The organism is Colwellia sp. RE-S-Sl-9 (assembly GCF_048296855.1).
Classification (GTDB): Bacteria; Pseudomonadota; Gammaproteobacteria; order Enterobacterales; family Alteromonadaceae; genus Pseudocolwellia.
The window spans coordinates 4,589,265-4,609,931 of sequence record NZ_CP182631.1 but is presented as its reverse complement, the minus strand read 5'-3'; the positions used below and the strand labels follow the sequence as shown (position 1 = coordinate 4,609,931).

General features: G+C 35.5%; 26 protein-coding genes and 1 other RNA gene. 11 read left to right on the top strand and 16 right to left on the bottom strand.

Annotated features, from left to right (window positions below):
• Positions 1-31 precede the first annotated feature (31 nt).
• Positions 32-381, top strand: a transfer-messenger RNA (tmRNA) gene (gene ssrA / locus ACM9HF_RS20125).
• 352 nt (positions 382-733) lie between these two features.
• Here the strand turns inward: ssrA and ACM9HF_RS20120 are convergent.
• The 12 genes from ACM9HF_RS20120 to ACM9HF_RS20065 form a co-directional block, all read right to left on the bottom strand.
• Positions 734-1,855, bottom strand: a complete 1,122-nt coding sequence (locus ACM9HF_RS20120) for an SH3 domain-containing protein (protein ID WP_473613321.1) — start codon at positions 1,853-1,855, stop codon at positions 734-736.
• Positions 1,856-1,965: 110 nt separating this feature from the next.
• A complete protein-coding gene (locus tag ACM9HF_RS20115) occupies positions 1,966-2,598 on the bottom strand; it encodes a hypothetical protein (RefSeq protein WP_473613320.1) in 633 nt (210 codons plus the stop codon).
• A 451-nt stretch (positions 2,599-3,049) separates the two neighbouring features.
• A complete protein-coding gene (locus ACM9HF_RS20110) occupies positions 3,050-4,417 on the bottom strand; it encodes a zonular occludens toxin family protein (protein WP_473613319.1) in 1,368 nt (455 codons plus the stop codon).
• Positions 4,417-4,833: a DUF2523 family protein gene (locus ACM9HF_RS20105; protein ID WP_473613318.1), complete on the bottom strand. Its 417-nt coding sequence runs from the start codon at positions 4,831-4,833 to the stop codon at positions 4,417-4,419. The genes ACM9HF_RS20110 and ACM9HF_RS20105 overlap by 1 nt, the downstream gene beginning before the upstream one ends.
• Positions 4,830-6,431: a collagen-like domain-containing protein gene (locus ACM9HF_RS20100; RefSeq protein WP_473613317.1), complete on the bottom strand. Its 1,602-nt coding sequence runs from the start codon at positions 6,429-6,431 to the stop codon at positions 4,830-4,832. The genes ACM9HF_RS20105 and ACM9HF_RS20100 overlap by 4 nt, the downstream gene beginning before the upstream one ends.
• Before the next feature lie 138 nt (positions 6,432-6,569).
• Positions 6,570-6,794, bottom strand: a complete 225-nt coding sequence (locus ACM9HF_RS20095; RefSeq protein WP_473613316.1) for a hypothetical protein — start codon at positions 6,792-6,794, stop codon at positions 6,570-6,572.
• Between the two features lie 30 nt (positions 6,795-6,824).
• A complete protein-coding gene (locus ACM9HF_RS20090) occupies positions 6,825-7,184 on the bottom strand; it encodes a hypothetical protein (protein WP_473613315.1) in 360 nt (119 codons plus the stop codon).
• Positions 7,181-7,381, bottom strand: coding sequence for a hypothetical protein (locus tag ACM9HF_RS20085; protein WP_473608210.1), 201 nt, complete (start codon positions 7,379-7,381; stop codon positions 7,181-7,183). Before ACM9HF_RS20085 ends, ACM9HF_RS20090 begins: the two co-directional genes overlap by 4 nt.
• A gap of 3 nt (positions 7,382-7,384) precedes the next feature.
• The gene (locus ACM9HF_RS20080; protein WP_473608214.1) at positions 7,385-7,714 is read right to left on the bottom strand and encodes a DNA-binding protein; all 330 of its coding nucleotides are present in this window, start codon (positions 7,712-7,714) and stop codon (positions 7,385-7,387) included.
• 16 nt (positions 7,715-7,730) lie between these two features.
• Positions 7,731-9,104, bottom strand: a complete 1,374-nt coding sequence (locus tag ACM9HF_RS20075; RefSeq protein WP_473613314.1) for a replication initiation factor domain-containing protein — start codon at positions 9,102-9,104, stop codon at positions 7,731-7,733.
• Positions 9,094-9,297 (bottom strand): hypothetical protein, encoded by a 204-nt coding sequence (locus tag ACM9HF_RS20070; RefSeq protein ID WP_473613313.1) that lies wholly within the window; start codon positions 9,295-9,297, stop codon positions 9,094-9,096. Before ACM9HF_RS20070 ends, ACM9HF_RS20075 begins: the two co-directional genes overlap by 11 nt.
• Positions 9,298-9,299: 2 nt before the next feature.
• Positions 9,300-9,542, bottom strand: coding sequence for a hypothetical protein (locus ACM9HF_RS20065; protein WP_473613312.1), 243 nt, complete (start codon positions 9,540-9,542; stop codon positions 9,300-9,302).
• Positions 9,543-9,654: 112 nt separating this feature from the next.
• Between ACM9HF_RS20065 and ACM9HF_RS20060 the strand changes: the two genes are divergently transcribed.
• Complete coding sequence (locus ACM9HF_RS20060) at positions 9,655-10,053, top strand: helix-turn-helix domain-containing protein (protein WP_473613311.1); 399 nt, start codon at positions 9,655-9,657, stop codon at positions 10,051-10,053.
• On the opposite strand, the gene ACM9HF_RS20055 is transcribed toward ACM9HF_RS20060, so the two are convergent.
• Complete coding sequence (locus ACM9HF_RS20055; protein WP_473613310.1) at positions 10,016-10,180, bottom strand: hypothetical protein; 165 nt, start codon at positions 10,178-10,180, stop codon at positions 10,016-10,018. The genes ACM9HF_RS20060 and ACM9HF_RS20055 overlap by 38 nt on opposite strands.
• A 52-nt stretch (positions 10,181-10,232) precedes the next feature.
• Here ACM9HF_RS20055 and ACM9HF_RS20050 point away from each other — a divergent pair, with 52 nt between their 5' ends.
• From ACM9HF_RS20050 to ACM9HF_RS20035, 4 genes are all read left to right on the top strand, one after another.
• Positions 10,233-10,706 carry a hypothetical protein gene (locus ACM9HF_RS20050; protein WP_473613309.1) on the top strand — a complete coding sequence of 158 codons (474 nt, stop codon included), beginning with the start codon at positions 10,233-10,235 and terminating at the stop codon, positions 10,704-10,706.
• Entirely contained in the window at positions 10,703-11,719 is a 1,017-nt protein-coding gene (locus ACM9HF_RS20045; protein ID WP_473613308.1) for a phage integrase, read from the top strand. Before ACM9HF_RS20050 ends, ACM9HF_RS20045 begins: the two co-directional genes overlap by 4 nt.
• A gap of 224 nt (positions 11,720-11,943) precedes the next feature.
• Positions 11,944-13,674: a DUF6538 domain-containing protein gene (locus ACM9HF_RS20040; RefSeq protein WP_473613307.1), complete on the top strand. Its 1,731-nt coding sequence runs from the start codon at positions 11,944-11,946 to the stop codon at positions 13,672-13,674.
• A 78-nt stretch (positions 13,675-13,752) separates the two neighbouring features.
• Positions 13,753-14,193 carry a DUF488 domain-containing protein gene (locus ACM9HF_RS20035; RefSeq protein ID WP_473613306.1) on the top strand — a complete coding sequence of 147 codons (441 nt, stop codon included), beginning with the start codon at positions 13,753-13,755 and terminating at the stop codon, positions 14,191-14,193.
• Between the two features lie 24 nt (positions 14,194-14,217).
• On the opposite strand, the gene ACM9HF_RS20030 is transcribed toward ACM9HF_RS20035, so the two are convergent.
• Positions 14,218-14,463, bottom strand: a complete 246-nt coding sequence (locus ACM9HF_RS20030; RefSeq protein ID WP_473613305.1) for a helix-turn-helix domain-containing protein — start codon at positions 14,461-14,463, stop codon at positions 14,218-14,220.
• Between the two features lie 126 nt (positions 14,464-14,589).
• Between ACM9HF_RS20030 and ACM9HF_RS20025 the strand changes: the two genes are divergently transcribed.
• From ACM9HF_RS20025 to ACM9HF_RS20005, 5 genes are all read left to right on the top strand, one after another.
• Positions 14,590-15,222 carry a hypothetical protein gene (locus tag ACM9HF_RS20025; RefSeq protein ID WP_473613304.1) on the top strand — a complete coding sequence of 211 codons (633 nt, stop codon included), beginning with the start codon at positions 14,590-14,592 and terminating at the stop codon, positions 15,220-15,222.
• Positions 15,223-15,346: 124 nt separating this feature from the next.
• Entirely contained in the window at positions 15,347-15,910 is a 564-nt protein-coding gene (locus ACM9HF_RS20020) for a recombinase family protein (protein WP_473613303.1), read from the top strand.
• A gap of 65 nt (positions 15,911-15,975) precedes the next feature.
• Positions 15,976-17,274, top strand: coding sequence for a hypothetical protein (locus ACM9HF_RS20015; protein WP_473613302.1), 1,299 nt, complete (start codon positions 15,976-15,978; stop codon positions 17,272-17,274).
• A 37-nt stretch (positions 17,275-17,311) separates the two neighbouring features.
• Positions 17,312-18,031 carry a hypothetical protein gene (locus ACM9HF_RS20010; protein ID WP_473613301.1) on the top strand — a complete coding sequence of 240 codons (720 nt, stop codon included), beginning with the start codon at positions 17,312-17,314 and terminating at the stop codon, positions 18,029-18,031.
• A 29-nt stretch (positions 18,032-18,060) separates the two neighbouring features.
• A complete protein-coding gene (locus ACM9HF_RS20005) occupies positions 18,061-18,942 on the top strand; it encodes a DUF2971 domain-containing protein (protein WP_473613300.1) in 882 nt (293 codons plus the stop codon).
• A gap of 351 nt (positions 18,943-19,293) precedes the next feature.
• Here ACM9HF_RS20005 and ACM9HF_RS20000 read toward each other — a convergent pair whose 3' ends face one another.
• The gene (locus tag ACM9HF_RS20000; protein WP_473613299.1) at positions 19,294-20,052 is read right to left on the bottom strand and encodes a BRO family protein; all 759 of its coding nucleotides are present in this window, start codon (positions 20,050-20,052) and stop codon (positions 19,294-19,296) included.
• Between the two features lie 116 nt (positions 20,053-20,168).
• Positions 20,169-20,534, bottom strand: a complete 366-nt coding sequence (locus ACM9HF_RS19995; protein WP_473613298.1) for a hypothetical protein — start codon at positions 20,532-20,534, stop codon at positions 20,169-20,171.
• Positions 20,535-20,667: the final 133 nt, after the last annotated feature.

The following is a 20,667-nucleotide window of genomic DNA, read 5'->3' as shown; positions in this document are numbered from 1 at the left end:
AAATTAAAGTGAAAACTTTAATAAAAACTTTGGGGCGGATCTAGGATTCGACAAGATTCACGAAACCCAAGGTGCATGCCGAGGGGCGGTTGGCCTCGTAAAAAGCCGCAAAACTATAATTGCAAACGACGAAACGTTCGCACTAGCCGCTTAGGCTAGCCATCGCCTCAAAAATTGTCCTGTTGTTTAGAGGATCGATGGTCACCCCAAATAGGATAGCGAGGGAAGCACGCTTAAGGCTGAACCGCGAAATAGTATTAAGCTCACCATGACGAAGCCTGTCGATTGGCGTCCAATTGGTTAAATAAATAATCGACTAAGCATGTAGTACCGAGGATGTAGGTTTTTTGGACGGGGGTTCGATTCCCCCCCGCTCCACCACACAATACCCTTTACAATCAATAGGTTGTAAAGGGTTTTTTATTTTAGTACCCAATCAGTACCCTGCAACATATAGAAAAAATATTATAACCAAACATATTGCACTGTTCTTATTAATTTAACTGTTGAGCAAATACTGATTTCTATTGTTCTAAAGGAAAAATATGAAAAGGAATATGGGAAACATAAAGGAAAATTTGAAAGTGGTATTCAGAACTTCAAAAGTTTCGAAAAAAATATCCAGATAAATCAAAAACTAGATTTTTATTTATTGATAAGAAATTAGCTAAAGTTAGCGCTGAAAGAAAAAGATAACTATATTTTATCCTTATTTAACAGCTCGTTAATATTACTACTTTACAAAACGTTCAGTATATCGAGTAAATACCCAACCTTGCATGAATGAGCCATCCTCATACTCATATGAGATCTCAATCCAGTTTTTATTTTTAGAATGAATTGTTACAACTTGACCAAAAACCATTTCATCCAAGATAACTGAACTGGTCGATGCCCCAGCCCTTAACCTAACATTATTACCAGTAATAAAACGAAGGCTTTTCGTATCGAAATCAGATATTTTCCGTGGCAACACCTTAATATTTTTAATATTTTCCCTTTTTGTTTTATCACTTTGAGATAAATAATCTTCTACCACAGGTGTTAACAAATTCGCTGAAATACTATTAAGTTGAGAAAAAATCACATCTAAAAAGAATATCAATATTAATTGGATAATTGGATGAAGTTGCTTAACTACTTCGCAAAAACCATTTAAATCAGACTCTATAGTTTCTTCATTTAGAGGCGAATAATCAGTAAAACTTGATTCATTAATAGAGCCAGTTACACAATTTAAAAATTCAGGATATATTTGTTTAATTACACTTGATTGCTGTAATATTTCTAAAGCGTCTAATACAGAAGAAGAACCTGAAATTACTAACATAGCTTTTTCTGTTAAATGCTTTTGAGAGTCAAAAAATTTCATTGCTTGCTCAATAGCAGACGAACCATTGGTAATACTTAAAGCTTTCTCTACTAAAGATTGTTGTGATTCAAAAGACTTCATTGCTTGCTCAATAGCAGACGAACCATTGGTGATACTTAAAGCTTTCTCTACTAAAGATTGTTGTGATTCAAAAGACTTCATTGCTTGCTCAATAGGAGACAAACCATTAGTGATACTTAAAGCTTTATCTACTAAAGATTGTTGTGATTCAAAAGACTTCATTGCTTGCTCAATAGGAGATAAGCCATTAGTGATACTTAAAGCTTTATCTACTAAAGATTGTTGTGATTCAAAAGACTTCATTGCTTGCTCAATAGGAGATAAGCCATTAGTGATACTTAAAGCTTTATCTACTAAAGATTGTTGTGATTCAAAAGACTTCATTGCTTGCTCTATAGGAGATAAGCCATTGATGATACGTATTGCTTCTTCCAAATTTGAAAACTTATCCTTACCTATCATAACCACAACCTCATGAGTAAAGCTAACGAGCCTTTTAACAGGAAAAATAAAGTTGGCAAAAAATAAGTAAACAAAAAGCCAACTGTATTTGATCCTTTTTTAGCAGTTTGTTATGCTGAAATCCGTTGAATAACCTTTTGCCAAAACTGCTCATCAAAGTCTAGATTGCTATATTTGCACACTGCCTTTATCTGCTCGATAATCTCGTACTTTCCAAATATAAAATTATTACTCTCTTCATTAAGCTTTGACGTATAAAAAATAATCTCAATTACTTCTCTTAATAAATGTGCAGTCCAAAACTCGATATTTTTAGTTGCTCTAAATCGTTCTCTATCGTCAAGTTGATCGCTTTTAGTACGCAAATCATTAATACATAAATCTCGTTCATTGTCTTTAACTGCTAAAGCTCGATTCTTATTACTTAAACCAACAAGTAAACGTCTTTGATTTTTAGTTAACATTTCATCAGTGCTGGAGAGTTCGACTACTAAATTATCTAATAGTTTAGTATGTATAAATGGCGCTCCAGAATAACTATCTTTCAACGGTTCATTAAATTCATCAATCAATATATTTAACCAGTTAATGTAGTCTTCGTTAATAATCTGGACTTCATCATAAAGTGCTATCTTTTGTTTTTTTGTACGAGAATTAAAGAAGCTTATAGTAAATTTATGACCAATCCATGAACCAAATAACGCTCCACCTAACGCACATACAATATTAATCATATAACTCATAGATGAGCTCCTTGCAACATAACAGCAAATTAAGAGAAATATTTCTCGTTTCCTACAAGCGAAAAAATCCACTCAATGAATTTTTAATTAAAGCAACATATCAAACTTATATTTTGTGTTCAATAACTTACTTTTATATCTTAATTTAGAACCTGTGAAAAGAAACAAACCATCTAAACTAATAGTTCTCCCCACCCCTTAACCTTTACCCCCGTATTACTAAACGGGGGCCTATTAAAATCAAAGACTTACTAACGCACTTCGTTTGTTCAACAACGTTCTTTAACGACGAAGAGAAATCGTTAAAGCTGCGATTGTTCTCTATTTAATATTATTAATAGGTATAAAAAAAACGAGCAGACGGTAAACCGCTTGCTCGCTTTCGTTGTCGTTGCTCAGGCTTCGCCCTCCGCCTCAGTGCTCTCGCGCTGGTTTACTTTGACTTTATTATTTAAATCAAACTTACATTAGGTGCAGCAGTCTGTTGAAGCCCATCATCATGTGTTTCAATCTTATTAGGTTCACAAAAAATATAGTTACTTACAGACTCGTACCGAAGCTCTAAGAGACATTCACTTTTATAAAAAATCTTATATCCCATCTTTTTAAAGAAATCAGAATCAACCGTAAATTGTTGCTCACCTGAATACATGGTAAATACATAATCACGCTCTACCCTATTATGGTCATATATAACGGTACTAATGCCATTCACATAAATAGAAGTAACACCGAAATGCTTTATTAAAGAACGGCTAGACGTAAACATAGTCTCAAAACTATCATGACGAAAAGAAACAGAATCACGTTTATCAAGAACTTCTTTACCAGATTTAGCAACTTGCTTTTGACTCTCAGGTACTTTCGATAACGCTTTCTTATCTTTGACCTCTTGAACAGATGAATTTTTAAGAGTCTCTTTAGGAGCGTCAGCGCTTGTTTTATCGAGTATAAAATAAAATAGATAAACAAAAACGGCGAGAACAGCAATAAAGCCGAATATAACAGTACTCGTAAAAGGCGATTGACCAGCGCCAGACTTAGTGCTTTTTCCAGTTGCGGTTGATTTATAAAGTTTAAAGACATCGAGAGGAACCTTTTTATATGAAGTTATATCGTTTTTTCCAACCGTAATACCGTTAGATTTTGGTGAATGCTCTAGTATTCTCGGTCGTCGTTTAAAGTACGGTAACGGCATTGCATCTTTACTCACATGCGCATAAGCCACTTCGCACACAGAGCGAACAAACGTAGACACCTCTTTAATATCAGGCGTAGCGATTAAAATATCCCAGTTGTAATGACGGTGACGCATAAAACATTCGCGTAATGTTCTTGGATAACGTAAATAATCACGTTCATCAAAAAGGGATTCGCCTATATCATCAAGATAGTCTTCAATGTTAATAGAACCTTTTATGGCCCTTTGTTCTTGGTGATATATTTCTTTAAATTCATTAGGCAAATGCTCATCAAAAGCCCCTTCCTGAACATAATCATAATCTGATGCTTTGAACGATTTATCGTTTGGATAAATGTCTTGTATTTCATCTAAGAAAATTAACGCCCCTATCGGTAACCAATGATAAAAATTACGCATTAACGTCATGCCTAAATCATTACCTATTGAGATACGTAATAATCTAGCGGTATTAGGAAAAATCTCATCTAATTCCTTTTGTATAACCTCAAGTGTTTTTATACCTTGTAAATTGGTAACAACAACACGGCCAGCACGTAAAGCCGGTACTATTTCAAACCACATGGCCGTTGATGATTTATAAGAACCTGGAGCACCATGAAATATTTTAGTCGCCATTAGTTAAACCCCGTATAAACAAGTCGTGTAACCCAAGCTTCAACCACTAAGGTTAATGCTTCAAAAAATCGTAAATCAACGGCCAGTTGTTTCATATCCTGAGGCAATGCAGAAATCGCGCTATTAATAAAAGATGAAATATCTATCATGCTTAAAAAAGTTAACGCGACCTCATGAGAGAACTTCAAAGATTCATACATAGCAAAAAACTGAAGTTTTAAGTAAAACGAAGTCACCCAAACAAAAAAATTATTTATAAGTTCAGGTATTGTTACAAAGATAAAATTATTAATATCAGCAAGGATATTCGAGACAAACGTAAAGAAGCCTGACAGGCCATCAACTGAGCCGCTTGTAACCTCTTGAGCCAATACAGAAAACGAAAAAAGACAACAAACTACAATGATTAATCTCATACTTTAATCCCCGACAGCACTATCGTTAAAGCCATTAAAGACGCTAAAAAATAAATAATATTAGCGAGTCCGCCAAAATGTTGAGTAATACGCGAAATAGAAATGTCATGTTGCCCCCATTGACCTAAATCAAGATTACGAGACTCATAACCGCTAGAAGAAGCATTAAACGTAAATTTCCCTTTTATAACGTCATGAAAAGTTGAGTTTTCACGTTTAATAAGCTCTTTATAATTACCGACCGCTATATCATTGTTTAAAATCGATTCAGCAGTAAAGAAGCCGTTATAAGCTTCAGAATTAGAAACACTCGAAGAAAAATTATAAGGTGATTTAATATAACCAAAACCGTCATTAATAGAGTCAGCAACCGCTTGCAGATTCAACACAGAGCCGTCTTGTCCATCAACACCAACAGCCCCATCTTTACCGTCTACACCATCACGGCCATTTTCAATCGAGCTACTAGATTCACCGCAAATAACTTGTGTTACGTGACTGGTTGATGTTGTTGTATAACAACCTTCTCCATCTGCCCCATCTACACCGTCTTTTCCGTCAACGCCATCAACACCATCTTTTCCATCAACTCCGTCAATTCCATCTGTCCCATCTACACCGTCTGAAGTATCAACGGCCTGTATAGCAACCTCTAACATTGAAATTTGTTGGTCCTGTAACGTGTTATCCTGAGTTAATAAACTTATCTCCTGATTGTTACGAACCACATCATTAACAACCATATTCATGGATTGGTCTAAAAAAGAAAGATCATCAAATAAATCTGAAATGTTATTTTCATTAGACTGCACTTGTTGAAGAACAAGGGGATCAACAACACCATCTTTACCGTCTTTTCCATCTGTTCCATTAGTGCCATTTATTCCATCTGTTCCATCAACACCATTGGTTCCATTTGTTCCATCAACACCGTCTTTTCCATTTATTCCATTAGCGCCATTGAGACCATTCAAACCATCAGCCCCATTTACACCATCAATACCATTAGTACCGTTTTCTCCATCTTCACCATCGATTCCATCAATACCGTCTTTTCCATCAGCACCATCTTGACCCGCTTGTCCTTGTAACCCCCTATCACCTTTCAAGGTAGATGTTAATATTGCTTCATCAGGTAACTGACTGATATCAGGAATAGACCCCGTATCTTCAAAACTACCGCAGGAATGGACCCAATTAGCAACATTGGTAAACTCAAATTGACTGACATATCCAGAGGGGCATCCCTGAGAAGCAAAAGCAAGACAAGAATCAGAAGAGTTGCAATCTAAACCACAAACCATACCTATCTCTGAAGACATATAACAATCAGAAGATATATTAAAAGAAGCAGAGAAAACCCTTAAATCTCCATTAGGTCGACGATACGTCGCTTTAACTAAATCTGGATAACTTATTTGAAATTCCCCCGTTAACACATAACCATCTAAGTTATGAAATAAACCTGCACATGATTCAAAATCAGTACAAGTTGCTCCTGTAGGGATTTGAGGTTGAAGACCACTTCTTACACTAAAAGCCGCATGACTAGAAAATGAAGCGGTAAAAAAGATAATAATAAAAATTAATGATTTCATAGGAAAAACCTTAAAAAAAAGGAGGCTTAAAAAGCCCCCTATTTTGATAACAACTATATTACGAGGCTCTAATACCCGATGTGAATCCCTCGAACATTGCGTAATACAACGCACAAGCTAAAAATATAGTTGTCACCATTACTTTTTAAACCAGCCCGTTAAGGCGTTAACACCAAAACCAAGAATTGATATACCGATAACCGCTAAAATTACCGCTGTTACGTTTGCTGAACCTTCAGTCGAAGCCGATGCAATTTCAGTTGTATAATCAGCCGCAAAAGCACCACCAGAAACAAGAGCAGTAGCAGCCGTTGCCACAACACACGCTTTACCATTTTTAATAATCGTTACAAATTTAGACATAATAATTTCCCCTTCAGGAATAATTTTAAATTAAGATTTACCGAACCAGCGAACAATACGTCCGCCAAAGTGTGACGTTAAAAAAGCCATAATTAGCGCTAATTCAACTATTGCAAATAACTCTGCATCAAAAGCAAAAAGCTTATTGAGAGTTACTTCCAAATTTCCAGACGAGGCGCTTGCCCCGCCAATTAATGCTTCAAAATCGGGCTTTGTGAGTATTATCATTCCAGTACATTGCTCTACTGAAGTGCTTGTTAATCCCACTGTCCCATCGTTAAGTTCTCTTGCACAAAATGCTGCATTTGCGGTTTGCGAAATAACGAGCAAAAGAAAGATAATGATTAAAAAATATAACGCCCTAAATTGAGTTAATTTAAATCCGTTCATGACGTAATACTCAGTAACTTATCTTTAACCCGTACATCATATTCATGGCATATCGGGCAACATGAAAAATCGTTCAAAATAGCCAGAAATTCAGGAAAACCAACCCAGTTACATGAGGTACATTCAAAAGCCACATTATCTAAAACGCGCTCTGTTATGTTCATTGGTTTGTTATGAATAACGACTATTTGAACCATGCGTTAAGCAACCTTTGATTGTTCTAATACAGATAAAACGGCGTTTCTATCGGTATAGATACTTTGAAAGTTACCTAACTGAACAGGTAGTTCAACAATGGCAAAATGATTGTCGTTAAGTGATTTCATAAAGGCAGAATCTTTTTCTTTTTCTGCTGATATACGAACGTTATTTACAAACGGTCTAACACCGCCGTAACCATCACTTCCGTATGTTTCAATACCTATTTCAGTAAAGTTAGTTGTCTTTTCTTCACCGTTAGCATTTGTATATTTGCGAACGGTAGGTCGAACGCCTAGTAACTTGCCACGTAAAATAATTCCAGTTTCCATTTGATTAACCTCTCATTTAAATTGATTGTGTTTGTTCTAAAAATTGTTGTTCTGTTATGGGTATAAGTAGCCGTTTAGGGAAAGCTTCCTTGCTCAATGGATTTTTGATACCAACTAAAAATTTATCGACTATTTCACTGTCAGACATATCGCATAAATGGCGCATCATGTTGATAGCTTTACGCGTTGAAACAACTTGATTCTCAATGATTTTTTCAACCGTCATAAGTGCTTTTTTAACCACTGTTTTTATGACTGATTGCTCTTCATTTAAAAAATGAAGCGCTGGATAAGCACCTGCTAAAAATTCACTGGGTTTAATCATTGTTTCTAATGGGATCACACGTTGACTTGAATGGAGTTCAAGTTCCCAGCGAACCCATTTATCTTTTGGGTCGCCCATCTGTATGCCTTTTTCATATACACGAAGAAGTTTTCCAGATTCACGACTACCTACATATAAGGTTCTTCCCTTGTCAGGAACGAATGCAAATTGGCGTTTGTATGTTTGTTTCATGGCTTTGCATAAGTGGCCTGATTCAACATACATGTAAGAAGAAGGACGTCCGCCACAATTAAAAGCGCCTTGTTCAGCTAATCTTTTAGCTGATTTAATAGAACGAGTACCTGAAAAATCGTCATAGGCTAAATCGATACGGGTAATTTTGATTTCTGGAATATGTTGTATTTCTTGATACAGTCTTTGAAAGTCTATAGCTTCACAGCCCGTACCCATGAATGACACATAACAGCCGAGGTTTTTACCACCCCAACAAATAACACCTGCTTGTTCTCCTTCGGCAAATATATTGGCTGAGTAGGTGTAATTAAAACGACCTGATGGATTGTTTTTGATGGTCCACATGTAGTTGTTTTTTGAAAAGACTTTGTTAAGTAAACAAACGAAACGTTCTGACTCTCCACAACAAAGTGTGTCGAGCATGTTAACGCCAATGTTCTCTAATAAATTGTTTAATCGGTCACCGTATTTTTTTGAGGTATCGACTTCGAGTTCGCCTTTAAACATTTGGCGCAGTTCGTAACGTGCGGCGACTTCATTTTCTGCTAGTCTAAAACTTTCAGAACTCAGCCCTTTGAATTTGCGCTCGTTGTATTCACGCGTAATACCTTCAGCCGTTTCTTTGTAGCTTTCTAGAATGTCGTTATATGCAACATGGTTAAATGTTTCAGCCGCAGATAAATCGATGTTCTTTTTTATTTCTAAATTAGACAGTTTACGTAGTAGTGCATTACCTTGAATTTCTTCTATATCGCTCTTTTTGATGCAAGCGCCAACTTTAGCGAGTTGTTTTATGTGGAGAAGTTCTTGCGGTGACCAGGTAAGTGATAACGCATCAACTTTACAAAAAAGTGCTTTTTTATTGTTCATCAAACACCCCTTGTTCATAAAGTTGTTGCCAATTTTCGTCGTTTACTTCTATTAAATTGAAGTCTTCACCGTAGATAGGTTGAAGAAATGAGATTAATGACATTAGATTTGTAAAGTGGTGCACTTGGCCTTTGTGTTGAATACACACATCGCCCCATTGCTCTACTTGAAAATAAATGTCTTTAGGTATCATGATTAAATAGCCGCTTGAGCTTCTGCACGAATAGCAGACATATTGATGAATGTTTTTTCGCGAGACTTTAATTTTTTACGGATAGGTAAACGACCTTGATGAACTTGTTGGCGAACATTGCCAACTGTATCGTTTGTAATTCGTGCGTACGCTTCTACACTCAAAAAAGGAAGGTTTGAGGCTAACAAGTCACTTTTAAGTGATTCAAATTGTATGTCAGTAAGTGTAATATGATTAGTTAACATTTTTTAAACTCATATCTCATTGCGTTATGCGACGTTAAATCTTGATATGAATATTAAACTCGCGATTTGTGGATTTCAACATAAATATATCGCGTTTTGGGGTTTATTTTATATGCTATTGAATTCTAAAGATATTTTTGATCGATTATTAGGGTTATATAAAACGAAAAAATTGAATGAACTTTCAATACTGCTTGGTTTTAAAAAAAATTGGGGATCATCTGTAAAAAATAGAGGTTCAATTCCGTTTGAAGCATGTATAAAAGCATGTGAAGAATTTGATGTTTCTATGGATTATCTAATTTTTGGGATTGAAGACGATTCAAAAAAAATAGATATAAATGAATTAAAAATATCAGTTACTGAAGGTATTTTTGCAGCAATACAAACCGATATGATCACATTAAACAAAGACGTTAAAATTTCTCATATCACGGAAATAATAACGTCTGAAATAAAAGAAATATGTAAAATTAACGATGAGAACCAGAAACTAGACAAAGCTCAATAACTTCGTTCTTTTGTTGTTGTATTACTCTAAATTGCGCTTCTTTTTCCCATTGTTGCAATGCTTGATAACGTAAATCAGGTGGTAATTTTTTTAATTCGAAATAACGGATAAGTAAGCTTTGTTTCATTTCATTCCTTAAATTTTAAAGTTTTACAAAAATAGCAATAAGGAAATATTAGATGCTAAAAACATTATGGATAATTTTATTCCTGATCATTACAAATAAATCTTATGCAAAATCAAAATGTGAAGTTGAATTAAATGAATTACAACATATTCAATCTTTGTTAAGACATAAAACAAGTGAATATTTAAGAGATAAAGAACATAAAGCGCATGAGAAATATCAAATATGTAGGTCAAGAAAAAACAACCAATCAAGCAATAATAAATCTAAAAAAATCTATTCAAAAAAAACTACTACAAAGAAAAAGTATTACCCTAATCAATATGTAAAAAAATCTTTTGGAAAGAGTACCGTAAAAATAAAAGGTAAGTTTAAAGGAGATAAACAAAACGCATGGATAGAATACTATAAAACACCTAAAGAATGCATAAAGCCTAAAAGCACATCACAATTTGCAAGTTGCTTAAATAAAAGAAATGTTGAGGCAGAAAGATTTAGTACTGAATGGGACAAACATCATCAATGAAAAAAGTAAAAAAAGTTGAAGATGGTATTTGGAAAACTGATGATGAAAAAACACCTTATCAACTAGATTTTAGACCAAATGGCCACAACGGAACACGATATAAAAAAACGTTTCTAACATTGGGTGAAGCACGACGTTTCAAAAATCATCAAATATCTATCGCCAACTCATCTAAAGAATGGGAACCTGCTCCTGAAGACAATAGAAGACTTGAGGAACTAATAAACCTTTGGTACAACCTACACGGTAAAAGCCTAGCAGATATAAAAAAACGACTAGCCAAGATGAAAGCTATGTGTAAAGGAATGAAAAATCCAATTGCAAGAAAAATAACAAGTAGCGATTGGTCAGAATATAGAGCTACGCGTCTAGACAAAGTATCTATTAAAACGGTAAACAATGAACAAACCTACCTAAATGCATTATTTAATGAATTAATAAGATTAAATGAAATTAAAAACAATCCAATTAAAAACGTAAGAGCATTAAAATACCAACAACCTGAAATGGGATTCTTAACACCTGAAGAAATAGAATTACTACTAGAAGAATTAAAAAAATCTAGAAATACTGACGCTTACCTTGTAGCAAAAATAGCCCTATCCACAGGTGCAAGATGGGGTGAAGCTGAAAGTCTTACAGGAAGACAAATTGCAAACAATCAAATTACCTACATAAACACCAAAGGTAAGAAGAATAGAACCATTCCTATTAGTAAAGAACTAAATAACGAGATCCCTAAAAATAGCGGTAGATTATTTACTGGTTGTATTGGAGCATTTAGAAAAGCATTAGAACGGACGGCGGTTCAACTCCCTAAAGGACAATGTAGCCATGTTTTAAGGCATACATTCGCTAGTCATTTTATGATGAATGGTGGGAACATATTAGTACTTCAACAAATACTAGGACACGCTAGTATAAACGATACAATGAAGTATGCTCACTTCAGTAAAACCCATTTAGAAGACGTTATAAAATTCAATCCAATGGCTAACAAAGTACCCAATTAATACCCAACAGTACTAACAGATAGTAACAAGCCATAACAATATGTAACACTAAGTCATTGTTTTTAAATGCAAGGCCTTATTTAATCAAGCTATAAGATAGGGTCGATTCCCCCCCGCTCCACCACTTAATGGGAAGTTGTTGAATTATCAGCAACTTCCCACTCTCTCTAACTTCTTGTTTCTAAAATGGTACACATTAGTGGTACACTTTAGGAATGAAAGACTTGTCAAAACAATCTAATTTATTACTACGAAATGGTCGCTTTTACTTCAGAACTAGAGTTCCGAAGGACTTGGTTACAATCATCGGTAAAAAAGAAATAAAGAAAGCCCTAGGCACGAGCAATCGCAGTGAGGCTAAAAGGCGTTTACCTATTGAACAACTTGAGGCCGAAGAAACCTTTGAAAAGGCTCGCAATACAAGACCAGCCCCTCAACCTTTACCCATTTTGCTTGATAGAACAAGTATAGAAAGACGAGTCATTCTCTGGCACCAAAATGAAATAACTAAACATGCAACCGAAGATGATACCTTTAGGGTTAACTCATCTGTCGAAGAAAGAATACAAATTATTGATAATTTGCGGGAGGACTTATCTGTCTTTGATGGGGGGGATGAATCACAATATGCCGGAGATATTCAGAAGAAAGTAAAAAACCTTTTTCCTGATTTAGATAACCACAAGCAAAAAGAAGAATACCGTTTTGCTCAGTCTTTAATGCACCAGTCGCTTATAGAGCAAACATTTAAACGATTAGAAAGATTAGGTGATACTTATAAACGAATACCTTACCAGTTATTTTTAACTCGTAATGAGCAGCTATTACCATCACAAGTAAATCAAAGCTCACAGCTTACTTGGGGCGCAGTGTTGGCTAAATTTAAGGCCGCTAAAAAGAGTGATGGTTTAACAGATAAAACATTAGCAGGGTATAAACTTGCTTTTGATTTTTCACTAGAGCTATTTGGTAAAAACAAACCTTTATCATCTATTAGCACTGAAGACTGTAGAGAATTCAGAGACAAGCTCCAGCAACTCCCTTCAAACGCTAAAAAGCGTTATCCTCACCTATCCCTCATAGACAGTATAGAAGCGCATTCTAAAAAACCTACAGGCACTCTTAGTATCATCTCTATTAATGGCAATCTTAACAAGCTATCCGCCACATTGAAGTTTGCGGTGCAAGAAGGATACTTGAAGAAAAACCCATGTGAACATGTACCCAATCTAAAGCAGAAAAAGAAAAAAACAGATGGTAAAAAATCGTTTTCAGAGCAAGCTTTAAGCACGTTATTTCAAGCTCCCATATACACAGGGTGTGTTGATGACGAATGGAACTACAAGACCGCTGGAACGAATAAACCAAGACGACATAAATTTTGGATACCTTTAATTAGCTTATATACAGGCATGAGATTAAATGAAATTTGTCAGTTGTTTACGAGTGATATTACCTGTATTGAAGGTGTAAATGTTATTCAAGTTCAGCTTGATGATAACAATGAGAAATCACTTAAAAATGCTAGTAGTGAAAGAGATATTCCAATACATAAGCAACTAATTAAAATTGGCTTTCTTGATTATGTTAATAAAATAAAAATCCAAGGACATAAGCGCTTATTTCCAGACTTACCTCAAAGCGCAGGCGGCAGTTATTCAGATAATTTTTCTAAATGGTTCTCTCGGTTTTTAAACTCTTTAAATATTAAAAATAATGGTGTTTGCTTTCACAGTTTCAGGCATGGTTTTCGCGACGCTATTCGCGAGGCGCAAATACCTAAAGAGCTGGGTGCAGCATTAGGCGGCTGGAAAGCATCAAAAGATGTGATGGATGACTACGGTATTGGATATAAGCTGACAACCCTATCTACCCACCTTCAAAAAATCCAATACGGAACCTTATGTGAGCTAATATCGACACTTAATCGTAACGATAAAAATCAAGGGCAATAACAATCGGTTCTTGTGTACTTTATTAGCTAATATGTCAGAATATTGTTGTTATTAATCAATTATATAAGGCGATATTTAATGAATGTATTTACCATAGGATTTACCAAAAAGAACGCAGGAGCTTTTTTTGACCTACTGAGAAAGTCAAAAGTTTCAACTCTAATTGATGTTAGGCTAAATAATACATCTCAGTTGTCAGGTTTTGCGAAGCGCGATGATTTAAAGTTTTTTACCAAAGAGCTATGCCAAGCAGAATACATACACCTACCTGAGCTAGCTCCAACAGACGAATTATTCAAATCCCTTAAGAAAGGTGATATTTCTTGGGAGGGGTATGAGGAGTCATTTCTAAATTTGATGGCTCAACGTAATGTAGAAAAACACATAAACCAAAATACTCTCAACAATGCCTGTCTACTCTGTAGTGAGCACAAGCCTCACCTCTGCCACAGAAAGCTAGTCGTTGATTACCTTAATGACAATACAAATTTAAACCTTTCAGTTACACATTTATTCTAATCTACGGCGCTCCAGTTGAAACAATCAGGGCTGGAGCTTTTTATTAAACACCCCATACATAGTTACAAGCTCAACACCCAAAACATCAATAACCTCCAATACGTCAACAAAGTCTAACTTACGTTCACCACTCTCATACTTTGAAACATAGCTCTGTGGCTTTGAAAGGCTATCCGCCAATTGGTCTTGAGTGTACCCCTCATTCATCCTTAGCTCTTTCAGTGTTTCTCGCAAAGCTACACGCTTCACGTCCCATAATTTATTTGCCACTGAAATATTCCAACCTGAACTAAATATCCTAAAATAGAATATTGTCAGCAGCATCCCATTTTGGGATAATAGGTTGTTGGCTTTTTATAGTCAGAGACCACCCATAAAATCATACAAGGAATTAATATGAATAAAAAAATAGTCGCCACCTCAATATTCTTTACATTAATGTCATTAGGGCAACTACTTGAAGGTGGGATATTATCCTTTCTTTTTCTACTTTGCTGCGCAGCCCTAGTTGCTCAACTAGATAAAAACCTAAAGTCGTGGTTACTGAATAAGCTCAATAAGCCTGAGTTATCATTAGCTGATATTAACAGGTCATTATCAATAAAATTAGTGGTAGGCTTGTTCTTTATGGCGCTTTTAGTTTCACCATCAGGCGGGCTTGATACAGGAAGTAGATTGATTGATGAATCATCTAGCTCAGCCAGAAGTGATAACCATAAATGGTACGAGGGAGGAAATTTACATACCGAAAGTGCATTAATATGGCAAGCAGCAAGCTCTAAAAACAAGCTCTCCACGTGTGCAGACCTGATTTATGCGATGAAAGAGTCAGGTGCTCTGAACGAAGATATGATAAATAAGCTGAAGACGCCTAATGATTACAAGCCCTATGCTGTCACCCTAAAAAGAGAGTTGGATTTAGCTTTCAGAAAAGATATCGACCCTGAGCTAAACAAAACTCTATTTTCTAATCAAGAAGTCCATACAACCGCCCACTCTATTGCGGCATTGTTGAATTGGCTGAGTTAGAAAGAGTGTAAATTAATTTATCATTTTTTGTACATTCAGTAACAGCATCAATAACGTGTAAATTAATTCACTTTTTAGACTTAATTTACACTCAATGTAAAACAAACCATTTAATGGACACATTATGGCCTCATTAGGTTATGCAAGAGTATCGACCAATATTCAGGACTTAGGCATTCAGAAAGAAAGATTAATCGCTGAAGGCGTCAAAGATAGCTCTGATTTTTTATTTACCGATAAGGCATCTGGTAAAAGTGATGAGCGCTTAGGACTTCAATTAATGCTAACCAAAGCGCGTGAAGGTGATGTGATTGTAGTTACAAAGCTTGACCGTCTAGGCAGGAATACTGCTGATATGATTTCGATAATTGATGACTTACACAAACGAAAAATAGCAGTCAAGTTCCTTGATGATGGAATAAGCACCGAAGGTACTATGGGTAAAATGGTAGTTACCATCCTTGCTGCTGTAGCACAGGCAGAAAGAGAAAGGATACTAGAAAGAACCAATGAAGGAAGAAGAGCAGCTATAGCCCAAGGCGTAAGAATGGGGAGGAAGCCCGCAATAACCGAACAATTAAAATCACAGGTTATTGAACTGGTCACTAGTGGCACCCCTAAGACTGAGGTTTCATGTAAATTAAATATCAGCCGACAATCTATCTATAACATAATAAATGAAGCATAATTTGAAACCAGTTTCAAATCCCCTCCTCTAGTAGAGGGTGTAAAAAGGAAGAAAACAAGTACTATATGGAAGGTAATATTTTAGATACTACACTTAGTGTTGATGATGCTAAGCAAGATAAAATAGAGTTAGATGTTGGTGAGTGGTTTATTCAGGCTATTGATTCCGAGATGGCAGGCTTTATCCAATGTCTAGGAAGTCAAGACAGGAGTCAATCACAATCACCGCACAGGGCTTTTCAATCCGATAATTATTTGAGTTCTCCCGCAATTAAGCGACTCCAAATCCTTAAGCCAAAATATGGGCGAGGCTTGCTGGATAATGCCCCGCTATTTGGAGGGTACTTAGAGGTTCGTAAAATAACAGCAACAGAACAGCTAGACAGCTACATATTAAAGCTCAGGCTTCGAATTAACCCTACTCGCTTTTGTGTTTACCAACCCACGCCATTAAGAGTTAAACATAACAATAAAATTGAAAGAATACTTACTGAGTCGTTTGTTTTATTTGCCAAGCAAGACCGCATTAGCCATGCATCAGAAAGGACTCTAGATTACAAGGACAATGCTTTATTGAAACCAGTTTCAAAACTTAATGGCTCTAGAGGTTTATGGCAACAAAACCTTGAGCGTTACATTTCCTCAATAAGCGACTACCTAAGCAATGAGATTAATGAATATCACTCTGGGGGATTTGCCTTGCGAGGTTTTGAACCATACTACTCCCTTAAATCAATCGAAACATATTGGGACATAAAGTGCGATAACCCAGTAGCTACAGTCAAATCATTAGAGCGCGATTTTTTGTCTTTAGGAAACAATACGTCAACATCATATTATAATGATGCAGGAACGCTTACAGAGGGTTCTGCGATAGCTCTTAGGGCTGAATTTAAAACCAAACAAAGGCTTAAGTTATACGCCAAGACTAATAAAAGAGTACGGATAGAAATAGAACATAAATACAGCCAAAACCCAGCCCTTACGGAGAATCGAACATATACAGCCACAAGCTTAGAAGGCTTAATCGGTTTGATTAACTTCGCTTCACACGAATCTTTCGAGCTTGCAGATAAGTTTCTTGCCAGTTTGTCAGAGTACTCTAATCATCCAACCATACTAAGCGGTAATCCGTTAACTTTTATTCAGATGATATATCGGCATTTGAATGATATTGAACTGGCTGAGGAGATATCCTCCTTACTGACCGTTTCTGGCGGAGTACCTACAGGCAGTACCAAAGGAAGGTACAAAGAGGCGTTTGAAAAATTGATATTGCCAGGAGTTATCGTCAGGAAAGGACGGCCAATTAATAGGTATGTTATAGCTCCACGATTCGCATCAGTTAAAGATTGTTTAATATAAAAGTCAACCTCACCAAATGAGAGATAATTAAATCAAAATGAGCATTAAAAGTTTAGATGAACAGCCCGGACTGTTAAGGCAGCGAAGAAATTTAATTTTGATGAGTGTATTAGTTATTTTTTACTCTATATCTGAGTCTCAAATAACAGGAATATCGATGAACGGGTTAGGCCTTAAGGTTGGAAATCCTAATGCATTTATAATCCTGTTTATGGTTACGCTTATGTATTTTTTTATACGCTACAACTCTTATTTAGTTACAAGTAATGGCGGTGGCAGTCAAAAATTTAGAGAAATAATAAGAAGTAAAATCCCCCCTAAGCTTGTAACGGAGTGTGGCCTCCAACTTAAAAACAAGGCTGAGAAGTCAATAGAAGCCCATGGTTTAACATATTGGTACGAGCCTGACGAGCCAGTTAGTAATACATACAAACTACCTGAATCAATTAAATATAACCTTACGGGCGGGCGAGAATCAGAGAATTGGACTGGTTTAGTGTATTTTCCTCCCACTCTTGAATATAAACTAGGTATACCTAGATGGGAGGTAAGGCACTATGATAAAGAAAATGAATATATTTTCATTACACAATCAATAAAATTAACTAAGTATTATGAAATAATAAAATCCGAGTACAAGGCGATTACTAGAGAGCCTTACTACCTAGATTTCAGATTTCCATATTGGTTGTTTTGGTTAGCTAACTTAAGCTTTCTTTTTACTTACCTGATGAAGTTTTTAAGTAATTCACATTAAGCTGACAAATACCCAATAATAGGTGCAAAATGACCCAACTATTTTACCATTACACTGATGCAGCAACGACTTTAAAAATCTTAACCAATCAAGAGTTATGGATAACTCATACGAGTTTTTTAAATGATGCAAATGAAGGCTCGGACTTATTAAAACACCTTAGAAAGCATATTAAAAATAAAGATATATTGAAGTTACTTGAGTTTATAGATACTAGAACTGACGCCTATAGTTGTTCTTTCTCAAAACAAAAAGACCTATTAAGTCAATGGCGAGGATATTGCCCACCTGAAGAAGGATACGCTATTGGTTTTAAATCACCAGATAAGTTTAAAGATATCATGTGTGATGATGGCTTATCAATCGTAGGGGCTCCGACAAAAGATGATACGTACGTCTTAACAAGACACTCCCATGGTTTTGAGGCATGTATCTACGAAGATAGTGAAAAGGAAGAAATTTGCAAAAAGATGGCTTCACATATGGAGGAAGACTACCTTAGATTACAGGTTGATATGAATAACTTTCTTACTAATCTAGATAGACCTCCCGCAGGATTAAAGCATTTCTTACACAGGTTAGAGGCCGGAGATGTGTGGCTATCAGAATATCTTTATTACAAATATTTATTCAAAAACGAAAACTTTAAAGAAGAGGAGGAATATCGTTTCTTTCTTACTTTTGATATGAATTATAAGCAGAACCCCTGTTATCGAGAGAAAAACGGGGTCTTTATACCTTACTATCGTTACTGCTTCGATTACAAAGATATCCAAAAAGTGGTAATCAGAACAAGTAAATTAAAAAACAAATGCAAGCAAGGGTTGAGGCACTTCCTCAGAAACGATAAAAAAATGAGTCAAGATGAAATAGAGTTATTTATAGAAACTAGTAATATCCCGTTCCAATAAATACGAGCAATCAAAACAAACAACACAAACAGTTCAACCCCCAAGCGGGGAACTGAACCCAATTTAACTGATACACTAAACTGGTACACATCAGAATAAAGAAGCCTTAGAGAGTCGCTGTATTTAAAGGGCTGTAGCGTGGCGAGGTTTGAACCCCCCCCCCGCTCCACCACACAATACCCTTTACAATCAACAGGTTGTAAAGGTTTTTTTATTTGAAGTCCACTAATTGTCCAATTTTTAAAAAACTATAGAAAGATAAGCCCCCATTCAGACATAGGTTACAAATTGTCAGCCAAATTAGCGAGGCACGGCAGCTAAGTGCAGTTATTAATCTTTCATAATTAATTGTTATGCTATTTTTAACTCTTTAGCTGACGCAATTAAAACATATTGAGGAAACTGGAGTATTTCTTTCCCTTGAATGATAGATTTTCTTGATGGCTCACCTTTTTCTGCGCAAATCTTAATACTCCACCCAAAAATTAGTTGCTCATTAGTTTTATCAATTTCGTTCAAGTTACAAAAATCAGTCACCGACATAAACTCAAGATGCAGATTATTGGAGTTTAAATTCTGTAATTTACTGCCAAGATGATTAAGCATTTTTTCATGTTTATTAAACTGTTCTTGAGTTTTACGTTCGAGTTCTTCTCTTTGTTCTATCTCTAGTAACAGAGTTTTAGCTAATCTTTTTACATCAGAGTCTTGCGAAACTAAAGGAGGTGGGTACTCACCATATTTAGTTAAAGAAGGAACAACCTCATGGAATAACCATCTTTGGAAAATTTTCCCTGCATGACTTCTGTCACCAGATAAAACTCTATAAAGTCCCGGCTGAGTAACAAAAACCTCTTCATCATCTACATAAGAGCCGTCTATTACAGGAACCATAACGTATTCATCAGAATCTAATGCTTTCATTTGCCCTTTAATTACATTGACCATAGACTTCACTACATGGTTATCATCTATTTCTTTATTTTCTTTATTCAATGTAATCAAAACATCACGTAATGAAATATATAAGATCTCACTACGATGAAATGTTCTAATGTCATTAGACCCCGTTTCACCGTTATAACAAACTTTTACTAAATTATTATCCATGATTTCGAGTTGAACTCCTTGATTAGTGAATAATATAATGTCTAACTAAGCGGGAATAATAATTGGTTCCAATCATGATGCAATGACCAACTGTTCTTTTCATACTTAACGACTTATTAAATAATTTTTTTTGCCTTTTTTTCTATTCTTACAATACGCCCATTAAAGCCCGATTTAGTATTATCATGTAACCCATAACTTAGCGCTTGTTGGCATACCTCAATTGCCTTATCAAAATTATTATTTTCAGATAAAACTGTCGCATAATTTTGAAATGTAGTAACACGAGGAAGAAAACCTCCCATATTTTCTTTTAAGGCAGGCGCTATTTCAGGAAACTCTTGTAAATGCTTTTCACTGTACTCCACACACAAACTTCGATATTTTTCTTCTTTTCTTAACTTGTAAGTAGCTCTGACTATAGACAGTAATAGAAAATGTCTATCAATCAGGTTGGTTTTAGAGTCAACCGCTTTTAGCATTAACTCCAAATCACCTGAAGTTCAAGCTTCATAAGCCTCATCTACAGCGACAGTTTTACCTTGTCGAAAAGTGAACGCATTGACATTGCCATCAGTAGTTTTACGCTTAAAAAGTGATGAAATCCATCCCATA

Bases quoted from the DNA above. Each gene is read 5' to 3' on its own strand.
- ACM9HF_RS20075 (WP_473613314.1), bottom strand. From the start codon at position 9,104: ATGAACAATAAAAAAGCACTTTTTTGTAAAGTTGATGCGTTATCACTT.
- ACM9HF_RS20100 (WP_473613317.1), bottom strand. From the start codon at position 6,431: ATGAAATCATTAATTTTTATTATTATCTTTTTTACCGCTTCATTTTCT.
- ACM9HF_RS19995 (WP_473613298.1), bottom strand. From the start codon at position 20,534: ATGCTAAAAGCGGTTGACTCTAAAACCAACCTGATTGATAGACATTTT.
- ACM9HF_RS20035 (WP_473613306.1), top strand. From the start codon at position 13,753: ATGAATGTATTTACCATAGGATTTACCAAAAAGAACGCAGGAGCTTTT.
- ACM9HF_RS20010 (WP_473613301.1), top strand. From the start codon at position 17,312: ATGAGCATTAAAAGTTTAGATGAACAGCCCGGACTGTTAAGGCAGCGA.
- ACM9HF_RS20120 (WP_473613321.1), bottom strand. From the start codon at position 1,855: ATGATAGGTAAGGATAAGTTTTCAAATTTGGAAGAAGCAATACGTATC.
- ACM9HF_RS20105 (WP_473613318.1), bottom strand. From the start codon at position 4,833: ATGAGATTAATCATTGTAGTTTGTTGTCTTTTTTCGTTTTCTGTATTG.
- ACM9HF_RS20025 (WP_473613304.1), top strand. From the start codon at position 14,590: ATGAATAAAAAAATAGTCGCCACCTCAATATTCTTTACATTAATGTCA.
- ACM9HF_RS20080 (WP_473608214.1), bottom strand. From the start codon at position 7,714: ATGGAAACTGGAATTATTTTACGTGGCAAGTTACTAGGCGTTCGACCT.
- ACM9HF_RS20060 (WP_473613311.1), top strand. From the start codon at position 9,655: ATGCTATTGAATTCTAAAGATATTTTTGATCGATTATTAGGGTTATAT.
- ACM9HF_RS20070 (WP_473613313.1), bottom strand. From the start codon at position 9,297: ATGATACCTAAAGACATTTATTTTCAAGTAGAGCAATGGGGCGATGTG.
- ACM9HF_RS20110 (WP_473613319.1), bottom strand. From the start codon at position 4,417: ATGGCGACTAAAATATTTCATGGTGCTCCAGGTTCTTATAAATCATCA.
- ACM9HF_RS20095 (WP_473613316.1), bottom strand. From the start codon at position 6,794: ATGTCTAAATTTGTAACGATTATTAAAAATGGTAAAGCGTGTGTTGTG.
- ACM9HF_RS20005 (WP_473613300.1), top strand. From the start codon at position 18,061: ATGACCCAACTATTTTACCATTACACTGATGCAGCAACGACTTTAAAA.
- ACM9HF_RS20065 (WP_473613312.1), bottom strand. From the start codon at position 9,542: ATGTTAACTAATCATATTACACTTACTGACATACAATTTGAATCACTT.
- ACM9HF_RS20085 (WP_473608210.1), bottom strand. From the start codon at position 7,381: ATGGTTCAAATAGTCGTTATTCATAACAAACCAATGAACATAACAGAG.
- ACM9HF_RS20115 (WP_473613320.1), bottom strand. From the start codon at position 2,598: ATGAGTTATATGATTAATATTGTATGTGCGTTAGGTGGAGCGTTATTT.
- ACM9HF_RS20045 (WP_473613308.1), top strand. From the start codon at position 10,703: ATGAAAAAAGTAAAAAAAGTTGAAGATGGTATTTGGAAAACTGATGAT.
- ACM9HF_RS20015 (WP_473613302.1), top strand. From the start codon at position 15,976: ATGGAAGGTAATATTTTAGATACTACACTTAGTGTTGATGATGCTAAG.
- ACM9HF_RS20090 (WP_473613315.1), bottom strand. From the start codon at position 7,184: ATGAACGGATTTAAATTAACTCAATTTAGGGCGTTATATTTTTTAATC.
- ACM9HF_RS20055 (WP_473613310.1), bottom strand. From the start codon at position 10,180: ATGAAACAAAGCTTACTTATCCGTTATTTCGAATTAAAAAAATTACCA.
- ACM9HF_RS20000 (WP_473613299.1), bottom strand. From the start codon at position 20,052: ATGGATAATAATTTAGTAAAAGTTTGTTATAACGGTGAAACGGGGTCT.
- ACM9HF_RS20050 (WP_473613309.1), top strand. From the start codon at position 10,233: ATGCTAAAAACATTATGGATAATTTTATTCCTGATCATTACAAATAAA.
- ACM9HF_RS20020 (WP_473613303.1), top strand. From the start codon at position 15,347: ATGGCCTCATTAGGTTATGCAAGAGTATCGACCAATATTCAGGACTTA.